This is a genomic window from Streptomyces sp. NPDC043878 (assembly GCF_056435735.1).
In genome coordinates this window covers 1-11,903 of the sequence record NZ_JBWKDW010000036.1, presented here as the reverse complement: position 1 = coordinate 11,903, position 11,903 = coordinate 1, and the positions used below count along the sequence as shown (strand labels likewise).

Here is an 11,903-nt window from a genome sequence, read left to right as displayed (position 1 = left end):
CGGTCGCCCGGATGCCCGGCAGGCCGCCCGTTACCGCGTGGCCTGCTGGAACGCCCGCGCGCTCACGTTCGCCATCACGGTGCTGGCCACCCGGTAGCGGCCGTTGGGCACGTGAGCGGACCTGGTGAGGTGCACGGTGAGCGGGCCGGCCCACTCGTAGCCCTTGCGTTCGCCGTGCCGGGCCAGGCTGTCGGTGAGGGCCTGACCCACCCGGCTGTCGTGGCGCGTGAGTTCGTCGTGCACCTCGTCGGCGAGTTCGACGTCGTAGGCGTTGGGCACCACGACCAGGCTCCCGCTGCACACGACGGCGTGGCTGTCGCACTCCCGCCGCAGGGCGTCGACGAGTTCCACGGGTCCCTTGCCGCAGACCCGCGCCCACAGCGAGTCCCACCGTCGTTCGAGAGCCTGTTCCAGCGCGCTCAGTGCGTTCATTCCGTCTCACCTGCCGAGAGATCTGGTGTCGTGTGCCGGGACGCTCCGGACGGCGTCCCCGTCGCCGCAGAGGCGGGTTCCCGGTCGGCGGGCGGATATCCACGCCCGGCGCGGGTCGTCGGACGATCCGCCACAACCCCTGGTCACGCCGGTGGCGTGGGCTATGTTGACTTCCCGTGGGAGACAAAGGAGGCGCGTCGGTGCCATCGTCGCAACAGGCACGCGCACAGGCGTCATCGATCACCTCGGGAAAGACCGCGCCGGAGGCGGAGGCCGCTCCTGCCTCCCAGCTCAGGACGCTCTTCGACCGGCCGCGGCTGTCGCCGGGCCAGCGGCGCATCGCGCAGTACCTGATCGAGCACATCACCGAGGCGGCCTTCCTGTCGATCACCGATCTCGCGGAGCGCGTCGGTGTCAGCCAGCCCTCGGTGACCCGGTTCGCCGCGGCCGTCGGCTTCAGCGGTTACCCCGCGCTGCGGGAGAAGCTCCAGTCCATCGCGCTCGGCACCCTCGCGGGCGGCCCCGGGGCGACCGAGGAGAACGGCAGTAACGAGCTCCAGGCGGCGGTGGACGCCGAGATGGAGAACCTGGAGAACCTGCGGCGGGACTTCGCCGACCCCGACCAGGTCATCGACACCGGCCGCCAGTTGTCCCTGTCGACCCCGCTGACCGTCCTCGGGCTGCGCATCTCCGTCTCCCTCGCCGAGTACTTCGCCTACGCGGCCCGCCGGATCCACCCCGACGTACGGCTGGTGACGCGGGGCGGCAGTGTCGCCTACGACGCCCTGCTCCAGTCGCGCGAGGCCGGCGGCACCTGGGTGCTGGCGTTCTCCATGCCCCGGCACGCGCAGGAGACCCTCACCGCGCTGCGGGTGGCGCGCGGCGCCGGACTGCGCGTGGCCCTGATCACCGACCTGGCGCTCGGCGCGGTCGCCGACGAGGCGGACGTCGTCTTCGCCACCGGCACCGGGTCCCGGCTGGTCTTCGACTCCTACGCCGCGCCCGGGGTGATGGCCGCCGCGCTGCTGCAGGCCATGACCGACGCCGATCCGGAGCGCACCCAGGCACGGCTGGAGGACTACGAGCAGATCTCCGAGGAACACCAGTTCTTCCTGCGCGACTGACCGGTTCGGCCAAACGGTTCACGCGGGGACAAGGCATCATCAATCACGCATGAATGTTTTCATACGCCTTGCAAACGGCTCGGCATATATAAATACTGCTCACGGATCACGCCCCGGCCGCTCCGGGACACGTTCCGCACCCCCGTCCTCACACCCCGCATCCGCCCGGAGAAAGCCGACGGTCCGCCCATGCGCACGAAAGCTCCCACCGCCGCGCGGGCCCCGTCACCCCTCCCGGGCTCCTGTACGAACACCCGAAGCCGCCGTCTCCTACCCGCGTCGGCGCCCAGGGCGTTCGGTCGGGCCTCGCCTGCGCGAGCGCCCATGGCGGCCCCGGTCATCCCCTAGACCGGGGCCGCCCAGCCCCGTCGGACCACCCCGCTCGACGCCGTACACCCCGGAAGCGATGACCATGCCCCTGACGACCACGCGCATCACCCAGGACTGGCCCTGCCAGGTCAAGATTCCCGGCAGCTACGACTGGGAGCGCTCGGCCGCCAAGTGGCTGCGCGAGCTGGTACCGGCCCGTTACGCCGGCTACCCGGCCCTGATCCGCCACCCCGTGCTCCTCGCCCGGCACGCGCAGCTCCAGGTGCAGCAGGAGATCCGGGTCGCGCGTACCGCCCTGCAGACGGCGCGGGCGGATCTGCCCGGGCTCGGTCTGCCGGAGTCGGTCATCGAGCACACCATCAAGCTGTACGCGGCCGAGGTCCTCCAGTTGCAGCACATCGCCCGCAGCGTCCGCGCGGTGAGCCGGGCGCTGGCCGAACACAACCAGGGACGCTGACCCCGCGCCGTCACCCCGTCCGGCACCGCCGTCCGCAGCCGCGGCGGGCGTGACCCGCGCCGCCCGCCGCACCTGGTCACGCCCCGGCTCAGCGGCCTGTACCGGCAGTGGCCGCACGGGTCGCCGGACCACGGACCGCCGGAGCACTGACCGCGGGGGGCCGGGCGTGTCCCCACTGACCGCCGAGCGGGGCGTGGCCGCCCGGTTGCAGCACGCGCTGCTTCCGCTGCCCACCCGGCCGGTGCTGCCGGCCGGACTGCGCGTCGAAGTCGCCTATCCGCCCGCCCAGTCGGGGCTGCATGCCGAGTGACGCCACGACGAGCACGCCGCGGGCCCGCGTCGCCTCCGCACCGCGGCGAGGGCCGGGCCGTCTCAGCCGTCGCCCTGGGTGCGGGACTCCAGTGCGAGGCGGGTGTCGTCGCCGTACACGCCGTTCTCGTCGCCCCGGATGCCGTACCAGAGCTGGAAGCGGGCCACCGCCTCGGTCAGGACGGTGTCGTAACGGCCGTCGGTGGCGCCGTCCTTGTACACGTCCGGGATGCGCAGCAGACGCTGCTGGAGGTCGCTCACCTCGGGGCCGCTGTCCCCCTCGCGCAGGGTGCCGGCGCCGTCGGGGTCGGCCGCGGCGGAGGCAGCCGGGGCGGTCGTGACGGCCGGGCTGGGCACCGCGGAGACCGCCGGCGGCCGGGCGGCCGAGGCGGCACCGCGGCCGGGCAGCAGCAGCGCGCAGCCGAAGCCGATCACCGCCGCCGCGCCCACCACGGCCACGGCGGCGGTGTACGGCCGGCCCCGGACCCGGCCGGTCGAGCGGCCGGTCCGCGCGGGGCGCCCGCGCCCGGCGGTGACGGGCGGCAGTTCCTGTGTGGCGTCCTCGGCCCCCGGCGACGGCGGGTCCAGCGGCACCGACTCGTAGGTGAGGCCGTCCTGCTCGAACTCCCGGAACAACTCGGCCAGGGCGTCGGTGCGGCGCGGGCGCAGCACGCGGATCGGTTCGAGCACGGGGTTGTCCGGTGGCTGCTCCCGGTCGGGACGTGTCGGCACGCTGGTCTCCTTCCGACCCCGTGCGCAGGGTCTGCGTGGTCCCCCGGGGAGAGATACGTGGCCGGCGCCGGCGGGGTTCAGCCCACGGCCGGACCCGTCAGGAACCGGTGCAGGGACGCCCTCAGCGCGTCGACGAACGCGTCCCGGCGCGGCTCGTCCAGCGCGTCCAGGGACAGGTACGGGTTGAGGTCCTCCAGCTCGACCAGCAGGAGCCGCCCGTCCGGGGTCCGGCAGGCGTCGACGCGCTGGATGCCGTGGCCGAGGCCGTTCCAGTCGATGAACCCGCGGGCGAACTCCAGGTCGGCGCGGGAGGGTTCGTACGGCTCCAGCTGCCAGCGCCGGTCGGGGCGCGGGGCGTACAGGGCGTACTGGAAGTCGTGGTCGACGAAGAAGAGGGAGACCTCGTGGAGGAAGTCGACGCGCGGCTGCACCAGGACGGTTCCGTCGGCCAGCTCGCGTGCCCGGCCGGCGGACACGATCCGCAGGCCGGCCGAGTCCGCGCCGAGCTTCGGCTTGACGACGTAGGCGTCCGCGCCGGGCAGCAGGCGCACGTCCTGCGGACGGTCCACGGTGGGGATGACGGGGTGTCCGGCGGCGCTCAGCTCCAGCAGGTACTGCTTGCCGGCCATGTCGGCCCGGCCGGTCAGCGGGTTGTAGACGCGCGTGCCGCGCTCGGCGGCACGCGCGCGGAAGGCGTCGTAGGCGGCCTGGTAGCCGAGGACGGGGCCGCTGTTGCGGACCACGACGGCGTCGAAGGCGTCCATCAGAGCCACCGTGTCCCGCGGATGGCACAGCGCGAGGTCGAAGTCCTCGCGGAGGCGGGCGGTCAGGAAGACGTCCTCGTCGCCGTAGCGGCGGCCGCGCGCCGGGTACGCGAGGTCGGTGACGTACAGGAGACGGGGTCGTACGGACGGCATGCGGCTCTCCTCGGCGGCGGGACGCCGATCGTATGCGGCGGCCCCACGTCAGCAAACGCCCGGTAGGGGTGCCCGCCGACGGGCCGAGCGCACTCAGTTCCCTCCGAGGAGCGCACCGAGTGCCATCGGTTCCGGCCGGGTGCTACGTTCCGGGGCATGAGCTCCAGCAGCGCGACCCCACGCGACGGCCGGAAGGCACGGGCCGCGGCCACCAAGCCGCCCATGCGGGACGCCCTGGTGGCGGCGGCCTTCCAGTTGTTCCCGGAACGTGGCTACGAGCAGACCACGGTGGACGACATCGTGGCGCTCGCCGGGGTCGGACGGCGGTCGTTCTTCCGCTACTTCCCGTCCAAGGAGGACGTGGTCTTCCCCGACCACGAGCGATGCCTGGCCGACATGACGGCCTTCCTGTCCGCCGGCGACGACACGCACGAACCGGTGCGGCGGGTCTGCGAAGCGGCCCGGCTGGTTCTCGGCATGTACGCCGAGAACCCCACCTTCTCCGTGCAGCGCTACCGGCTCACCAAGAAGGTGCCGGGCCTGCGGGCCTACGAGCTGTCGGTGGTGTGGCGCTACGAGCGGGCCCTCGCCCACTACCTGCGCGGCCGCTTCGCGGACCGGCGTGACGGGACCCTCCAGGCCGACGTGATCGCCGCGGCAGTGGTCGCGGCGCACAACAACGCGCTGCGGTCCTGGCTCCGCTCGGACGGACAGGACGACGCGACCCTCACGGTGGACCACGCGCTGGGATACGTGCAGGCCGCTTTCGGCGGCACCCCGCCGACGCCCGCGCCCGCGCCCGCACCGGCGCCCGCCGAGCAGCCGGAGGACGTCGTGGTGGTCGTCTCCCGGCGCGGCGCCCCGCTGTGGCGGGTCGTCCAGGAGATCGAGACCACGCTCGGACGCGACTGAACCCGACGGCCTCCGGCCGGCCGGCCGGAGGCCGGGTACGGACCGTCTCACGGAATTTTCGGGGTACGGAGTGCCTTTACGCATGACACTGAGTGCCATACCCTGTGGGCGTGCACGGTTGCACGGTGAGCCGGGCACGTGCGTGCGCCGCTGCGGCACGCACACGGGATTCCGGGCCGAGCGCAGGGAGTTGACCAGCGTGTACCACCACTCAGGAAGCGTTGTCCGGGAGACGGCCGGCTTCGCGGCGGCCCTGCTGGACCCCAGGACCACCGACTCGGACGCGATGCTCTTCCAGCGCTGCGCCTGGTGCGGGACCGCGATGTACCACCGGCTGCTGTGCCCGGTCTGTCAGGGCAGCGAACTGCGCACCGAGCGCAGCGAGGGCACCGGCACGGTCCGGCACTCGACCGTGGTGCACCGCAACACCCCCGCCGCCCGCAACGTGTCCCTGATCGAGATGACCGAGGGCTTCGTCGTGCGCGGCCGGGTCATCGGCCCGCCCATCGGCATCCACAGCGGGGACCGGGTCCGCCTGTCCACCGCGAAGGACCCGGTCCGGGGCGAGCCGGTCTTCCAGCTCCTCGACGAGCCCTACCGGGCCTGGACCTGACCGGCCGCCGGCCGGGCCGCGCGGTTGCCGCTCCCCCCGCTCAGGGCGTGAGGGCCACCCGGAGACCCACGGTTCCCTTCCTGCCCCGGCGCAGCCTGCTGCCGAACAGGATCAGGCGGCCGGTGACGCCGTACTTGGCGGCGAGGAGCCGGCGGTAGCGGTCGGCGGTGGCCTGGTCGACGAGCTCGGCGGTCGCCGGCAACTGGTCGCCGGTCGGATTGCCCCGCACGTCACATGGCCCCGCGAGGACGTCGCCGCGGGCCCTGATCCGCTTGACCTTGCCGGAGTCCGCGACGGTCCACACGCCCAGGGTGTCGCCGTCGCGCACCACCCACACCGGGGTGGAGACCGGGGTGCCGTTCTTGCGGTAGCTGGTGATCAGCAGGTACTTGCCCGCGCCGAGCCGCTCCAGCTGGGTGCCGTCCATGACGACCAGTCTAGTGTCGCCCGGATCGGGACGGGCCCGCCGGGCCGGGCACCGCACCCCGCCGCGCTCTCGTACGACGCGATGCCCGGCCGGAGGCGAGGAGATCACCCGCACGCTGAACGCGGGCGCCCCCTGCCGCGTATGGGAGGAGGGCACTCAACGACCGGAGGGCCCCGCGGTGTTGACACCGCGCGTTCGGGTTCGGGAGCCATGCATGAGGCACGCACGACGACGGGCCGTCCGGCGAGTGACACGGCTGGCGGCCGTCGGCGGACTCCTTCTCGGAGGAGCCATGGTCACACGGGCCGTGGCGAGCGAACCGTCCGCCACCACCGCGCCCCGCACCTTCGCGCAGTCCTCGGCGGCCATGGGCACCGGTCTCGTCTCGAAGCTCGGCACCTCCCGCACCGCGGGCACCTGGCTCGGCGCCGACGGGCGGCCGGTCGTGGCGGTCACCGACCAGGGCGCGGCTGCCGAGGTCCGCCGCGCGGGCGCCCGGGCGAAGCTGGTCTCCCACAGCATGAACGAGCTCAAGTCGGCTGCCTCGACGCTGCGTTCCGCGCCCCGGGTGGCCGGCACGGCGTGGGTCATGGACTACCGGAACAATCGGGTGGTGGTCCAGGCGGACAGTTCCGTCTCGGCCTCGGACTGGTCCGGCATGACCCGGGTCGCGGACGGCATCGGCAGCTTCGTCCGCACGGAACGCGTCAAGGGCTCCTTCACGACCCGGGTGAACGGCGCGCAGCCGATCCTGTCGACCGGCGGACGCTGCTCGGCGGGGTTCAACGTGACGAACGGGCAGTCCGACTTCATCCTCACCGCCGGGCACTGCGGGCCCTCCGGTTCGATCTGGTTCGCGGACAACCAGGGCACCCAGCAGATCGGCAGGACGGTCCAGCAGAGCTTCCCCGGCAACGACTGGTCCCTGGTGCAGTACGCGAGCGGCAAGGCGGGCGACGGCGCCGACGTGGTCGCGGTCGGCGGCGGCAAGGGCGTGCGGATCACGGGCGTGGCCGACCCGACGGTGGGCCAGCGGGTGTTCCGCAGCGGCAGCACGAGCGGGCTGCGCAACGGCCAGGTGACGGGTCTCAACGCGACGGTGAACTACCCGGAGGGCACGGTCACCGGCCTGATCGAGACGAACGTGTGTGCCGAACCCGGCGACAGCGGCGGCCCGATGTTCTCCGAGGGGGTCGCCCTCGGGGTCACCTCCGGCGGCAGCGGCGACTGCACGACCGGCGGCACGACGTTCTTCCAGCCGGTGACGAAGGCGCTGTCCGCGCTCGGGGTCCGGATGATCGTGTCGGCGCAGGCCGGGTCGGCGGCCGGCCAGAGCGCCGCTCCGGCGCCTGCGGCGTCCGCGACGCACAGCGCCATCGCTCCCGGTGCCGCCTCGCCCGGCTCGTCGGCGACGGTGACCGGCGGCGCGGAGACGTCGACGCTGCTGTCGCGGCTCACCGACCCCCGGAACATCGGGCCGGGTCTGCTGGTCCTCGCGGGCAGTCTGGTCGCCCTGGTGGCCACCCGGTTCATCCGCGCGGAGCAGGACCGCAAGGCCTACCGCCGCCACTACTCGACGAATTGGGGCTGAGCGGGACGGCCCCCCCGTGACCGGACATGACGAAGACCGCCGGCGAGGCCGACGGTCTGTGTGTCGCGGGGACGGAGGTCGGTGCGAGGAGACGACCGGTCCGGTGGCGGGCACCGGGGCGGGCCGGAAGCCGGTGGGCTCCGGGTCGTTCAGGCCGCGTGCACCGGCCGGTGGACGGCGGCGGCCCACTCCAGGACGAGGCGTCGGTATTCCTCACGCTGCTCGCCGCTCAGTGTCCCGCCCGACCGGCGCCACAGGGCCCTGATCTCCTCGTTGACCTCGTCAGCCGAGCGATCGGAGGCGGGTTCAACAGTGGTGGACATGCCGTGAAGCATACGGCGAGACGGGTGAAGGCGATGTGAGTAAGTAGGAGCGATACAGACATTTCGGACCGTGTTGCTGATCACGTCATCTGTCAAGGTATGTAACGCGGTTCACACCTCGGTGTGACCGAGGACCAGGACACGGATGGCCAGTACGGCGGCGCCGCGGGCCCAGTCGTGGAAGTCGGAGACCTTGGTCTCCAGGTCGACCGGGGCCGCCATGGGGTGGCGGTGGGAGCGCAGGGTGTCGGCCACCGTCCCGCCTGCCACGTCCATCAGACCGACCCCTTCTCCGGCCAGCAGGATCTTCTGCGGCATGGCGAAGTTGGCGATGTGGGCGACCAGGATGCCCAGCGCCCGGGCCGCCTCCTCCACCACGCGGGCGGACATGGGCTCACCGTCGGCGGCGTGCGCGAGGATCTCCTCGTAGCTCAGGTCGCGGCCGGTGGCGGCCCGGATCTGGTAGCGGATGCTGGGGATGGTCAGCAGGGAGACGGCGCTGCCCCGCTCGCCGTCGGGGGTGAGGGGTCCGTCGGGCCGCAGGATCCAGTGCCGGCCGAAGCCCCGGTCCTCCTCGGCGCAGGGCACCCGCCGGCCGCCCAGCACGAGTCCGTAGCCGAGTCCGGCGCCGATGGTGAGGACGACGAAGCGGTCGAGTCCGCGGCCTGCGCCGAACCAGGTCTCGGCCTCCACGAAGGCCGCGACGTCGTTCTCCACGACGACGGGCAGACCGGTGCGCTCCTCGACCAGTTCGGCCAGGGGCACGTCCCGCCACAGCAGGAACGGTGACTCCCCCACGACGGCACGGTCCTCGACCAGGCCGCCGACCCCGATGCCGATACCGGCCAAGCGCGGGTGGGCGGCGGCGAGTTCGGCGGCCATCTCCGCGAGCAGGTCGGCGACCCGGGCCGGGTCGTGGGTGGAGAGCGGCCGGTCGTGCCGGGCGACGATGTCGCTCCTGAGGGTGGTGACGACGCCGTAGACCGTGTCCTGGGTGATCTTGAAGCCGATGAAGGAGCGGGAGTCGGCGACGACGTCGAGCGGCTGCGAGGGGCGGCCCTGGCGGGTCTCCGCCGGGGTGGTGCCCGCTTCCGGGACCTCGACCAGCAGGCCGGACTCGATCAGTGGTTTGGTCAGCCGGGTGAGGCTGCCCGGCGAGAGGAGCAGTCGGCGGGCGAGGTCGGTGCGCGACAGCGGCCCGTGGACGAGCACCTCGATCGCCACGGAGCGCTCCTGTCGGCTCAGCGGAAGCCAGCTGGCGGCGGCTGCGGTCATGGAGGTCAGACTCCCACATGTTTTCTTTCACCGTGAAAGGAACCGTGCCACTCCTCAGGACGGAAACCCGTCCGAGAAGAGTTGTGCCGCCCTCTTGACGGCTGGATTGTTCCGCAACAAAAGTAAGTGGGCGGCATCGCCCTCCCGGCCACGCCCGACGGCATCGCGGCCGCACCGGCCGCGTTCCCGGTACTCGACCACAGAAGGACTCGCGTTCCATGACATTCACACTCGGCATCGTCGGCGCCGGCCAGTTCTCCGGACAGTTCGCCACCCTGTTCCAGGCCCACCCCGGCGTGGGCGAGGTGTACGTCACCGACCTGCTGCCGGAACGGGCCGAACGGCTCGCCGCCGCCCAGGGACTCGCAGGAACGTTTCCGTCGTACGAGGACATGCTGGCGTCCGACGCGGTCGACGCGGTGGCGATCTTCACCCAGCGCTGGACGCACGGGCCGCTGGTGCTCCAGGGGCTCGACGCCGGCAAGCACGTCTACTCCGCGGTCCCCATGGCGATCACCACGGAGGAGATCGCGGCGATCATCGACAAGGTCCGGGCGACCGGACTGACGTACATGATGGGCGAGACCAGCCAGTACAACCCGGCGACCGTGCACGCCCGCAACCAGATCGCCGAGGGCGCCTTCGGGCGGATCTTCTACGCCGAGGGCGACTACGTCCACGACATGGACCTGGGCTTCTACGACGCCTACCAGTACAGCGGCGGCGAGAACTGGAAGGCGACCGCCAGCTATCCCCCGCTGCTCTACCCGACGCACTCGGTGGGCGGGGTGCTCGGCGCCTGGCAGACGCACGCGGTGAGCGTGTCGGCGATCGGGGTGGTCGACGAGCGCGGTGACGGCGTCTTCGACAAGGACGTCAGCCAGTTCGGCAACGACTTCTCCAACGCGAGCGCGCTGTTCGAGGTCGCCGGCGGCGGCTCGTTCCGCACCAACGAGTTCCGGCGGGTCGGCTACCCCTCCCACATCCGGGAGTCCCGCTTCCGCTTCTTCGGCACGGAGGCGAGCATGGAGCAGCTGGCCACGGTGGCGCTGTGGCAGGACAAGAAGGGGGTGAAGGACATCAGCGAACTCCTCGAACCCAAGCCCACGATGTCGCCGTCCGACCCCTCGCTCCAGCACATCGCGCCGGAACTGCGGGCGGCCTTCACGTCCGGCTCGGCGCCGGTGCACGACCGGGCGCGGCTGCCCCGCGAGTTCGACGAGCTGCACAACGGTCACGAGGGAAGCCACCACTTCCTGGTGGACGACTTCGTGACCGCCGTCACCACCCGGACGCTGCCGTCCGTCAACGCGTGGGTGGCCGCCCGCTACACCCTGCCGGGCATCGTCGCGCACGACTCGGCACGGCAGGGCGGGGCGAGGCTGCGGATCCCGGACTTCGGGGACGCGCCCACGGCGTGACCCGGCGGGCCGGGTGCCTCAGCCCTCTCAGGTGCCCGGCTTGCGGCCGTACACGAAGACGTCGTCGCCGTTCTTCAGGAGCGACCAGTACTTCTTGGCGGTGGTGGTGGTCATGTTGACGCAGCCGTGCGAGCCGGGCGGGTTCCACATGCTGAGGCCGACCGAGTGGAAGGCCTGACCGCCGTCGAAGAACTGGCTGTAGGGCATCGGCACGTTGTAGATGTCCGAGACGTGGTCGATGTCACGCCAGTAGATCTTCTTCAGGCCGGTACGGGTCTCGTAGCCGTCGCGGCCGGTGCGCACCGGCACCGGGCCGTAGACGAGCCGGCTGCCGTCCTGGATCCAGCTGAGCTGGAGCGTCAGGTTGACGCAGGCGATCCGGCCCTTGTTGACCGGGCACTTGCCGTCTCTGTTCGGGTTGTTCCCGACGGCCTTCTGCTTGTTCATCAGGTCCATCACGCCCCAGGTGACCGGACCCGCGTAGCCGATGTTCGGCGTGATGCCGTGCTTGTTCTGGAAGGCACGGATGGCGGTGCAGTCGGCGGCGGACTGCTTTCCGTCGACCGGCCGGCCGAGGAACTTCTCCACCTGCTTCTGGTACGGCCCGGCCGCCGTGGTGCAGCTCGCGGCCTGGGCCGGAGCCGTGCCGAGCGCGAGAGTGAGCGGTGCCACCAGTCCGGTGATCCCCAGTACGACGGCTCCCCGCCTGCGTATGTCCCCCATGGTGGGTCATTTCCCTTCATACGACGCTGTTGGTCCGGTCTGCGACCTCTGTCACCTAGACCGGTCACCGGCCCACGCGGTTGTAGCACCGAGCGCGCTGCGACGAAACGGTGACATTCGAAGCCCCACGGCATCGACCGCCACAGTACGCACTCCACGGGCGCGGTCCCAGCCCGCGGTGAAGGGGCCGGTCTCCCCCGAGTGGGGGGGGGGGGGGGGGGGGGGGGCCGCGCCCGGCGGGGCCCCCCCCCCCCGACACCCCCCGGGCCCCCTCCCCCCCCCCCCCACCCCGGAAAGAGGGTGTGGGGGGAGAGAGG

General features: G+C 72.2%; 14 protein-coding genes. 7 read left to right on the top strand and 7 right to left on the bottom strand.

The window, feature by feature from the left end; genetic code table 11:
- Positions 1-30: 30 nt before the first annotated feature.
- The gene (locus AC07AZ_RS34805; RefSeq protein ID WP_478854744.1) at positions 31-432 is read right to left on the bottom strand and encodes a DUF3662 domain-containing protein; all 402 of its coding nucleotides are present in this window, start codon (positions 430-432) and stop codon (positions 31-33) included.
- Positions 433-632: 200 nt separating this feature from the next.
- Here AC07AZ_RS34805 and AC07AZ_RS34800 point away from each other — a divergent pair, with 200 nt between their 5' ends.
- The 3 genes from AC07AZ_RS34800 to AC07AZ_RS34790 all read left to right on the top strand — a co-directional run bounded on the left by AC07AZ_RS34800 (position 633) and on the right by AC07AZ_RS34790 (position 2,653).
- Positions 633-1,556: a MurR/RpiR family transcriptional regulator gene (locus AC07AZ_RS34800; RefSeq protein ID WP_478854743.1), complete on the top strand. Its 924-nt coding sequence runs from the start codon at positions 633-635 to the stop codon at positions 1,554-1,556.
- 406 nt (positions 1,557-1,962) lie between these two features.
- Positions 1,963-2,343, top strand: a complete 381-nt coding sequence (locus AC07AZ_RS34795) for a hypothetical protein (protein WP_478854742.1) — start codon at positions 1,963-1,965, stop codon at positions 2,341-2,343.
- Between the two features lie 166 nt (positions 2,344-2,509).
- A complete protein-coding gene (locus AC07AZ_RS34790; RefSeq protein WP_478854792.1) occupies positions 2,510-2,653 on the top strand; it encodes a hypothetical protein in 144 nt (47 codons plus the stop codon).
- A gap of 62 nt (positions 2,654-2,715) precedes the next feature.
- Here AC07AZ_RS34790 and AC07AZ_RS34785 read toward each other — a convergent pair whose 3' ends face one another.
- Together AC07AZ_RS34785 and AC07AZ_RS34780 are read right to left on the bottom strand one after the other, a co-directional pair.
- Positions 2,716-3,384 carry a peptidoglycan-binding domain-containing protein gene (locus AC07AZ_RS34785; RefSeq protein WP_478854741.1) on the bottom strand — a complete coding sequence of 223 codons (669 nt, stop codon included), beginning with the start codon at positions 3,382-3,384 and terminating at the stop codon, positions 2,716-2,718.
- 77 nt (positions 3,385-3,461) lie between these two features.
- Positions 3,462-4,301, bottom strand: coding sequence for an ATP-grasp domain-containing protein (locus AC07AZ_RS34780; protein WP_478854740.1), 840 nt, complete (start codon positions 4,299-4,301; stop codon positions 3,462-3,464).
- Between the two features lie 156 nt (positions 4,302-4,457).
- On the opposite strand from AC07AZ_RS34780, the gene AC07AZ_RS34775 reads away from it, so the two are divergent.
- On the top strand, positions 4,458-5,213 hold the full coding sequence (locus tag AC07AZ_RS34775) for a TetR family transcriptional regulator (RefSeq protein WP_478854739.1): 756 nt from the start codon (positions 4,458-4,460) through the stop codon (positions 5,211-5,213).
- A gap of 199 nt (positions 5,214-5,412) precedes the next feature.
- Positions 5,413-5,826, top strand: a complete 414-nt coding sequence (locus AC07AZ_RS34770; protein WP_478854738.1) for a Zn-ribbon domain-containing OB-fold protein — start codon at positions 5,413-5,415, stop codon at positions 5,824-5,826.
- Positions 5,827-5,866: 40 nt separating this feature from the next.
- Here AC07AZ_RS34770 and AC07AZ_RS34765 read toward each other — a convergent pair whose 3' ends face one another.
- Complete coding sequence (locus AC07AZ_RS34765; RefSeq protein ID WP_478854737.1) at positions 5,867-6,253, bottom strand: PPOX class F420-dependent oxidoreductase; 387 nt, start codon at positions 6,251-6,253, stop codon at positions 5,867-5,869.
- 214 nt (positions 6,254-6,467) lie between these two features.
- Here AC07AZ_RS34765 and AC07AZ_RS34760 point away from each other — a divergent pair, with 214 nt between their 5' ends.
- Entirely contained in the window at positions 6,468-7,844 is a 1,377-nt protein-coding gene (locus tag AC07AZ_RS34760) for a S1 family peptidase (protein WP_478854736.1), read from the top strand.
- Positions 7,845-7,993: 149 nt separating this feature from the next.
- Here the strand turns inward: AC07AZ_RS34760 and AC07AZ_RS34755 are convergent, their stop codons facing one another.
- Complete coding sequence (locus AC07AZ_RS34755) at positions 7,994-8,179, bottom strand: hypothetical protein (protein WP_478854735.1); 186 nt, start codon at positions 8,177-8,179, stop codon at positions 7,994-7,996.
- 99 nt (positions 8,180-8,278) lie between these two features.
- Positions 8,279-9,442, bottom strand: a complete 1,164-nt coding sequence (locus AC07AZ_RS34750; RefSeq protein WP_478854734.1) for an ROK family transcriptional regulator — start codon at positions 9,440-9,442, stop codon at positions 8,279-8,281.
- A gap of 218 nt (positions 9,443-9,660) precedes the next feature.
- Here AC07AZ_RS34750 and AC07AZ_RS34745 point away from each other — a divergent pair, with 218 nt between their 5' ends.
- Positions 9,661-10,863, top strand: coding sequence for a Gfo/Idh/MocA family protein (locus tag AC07AZ_RS34745; RefSeq protein WP_478854733.1), 1,203 nt, complete (start codon positions 9,661-9,663; stop codon positions 10,861-10,863).
- A gap of 27 nt (positions 10,864-10,890) precedes the next feature.
- Here the strand turns inward: AC07AZ_RS34745 and AC07AZ_RS34740 are convergent, their stop codons facing one another.
- Positions 10,891-11,586 carry a L,D-transpeptidase family protein gene (locus AC07AZ_RS34740; protein ID WP_478854732.1) on the bottom strand — a complete coding sequence of 232 codons (696 nt, stop codon included), beginning with the start codon at positions 11,584-11,586 and terminating at the stop codon, positions 10,891-10,893.
- Positions 11,587-11,903 lie beyond the last annotated feature (317 nt).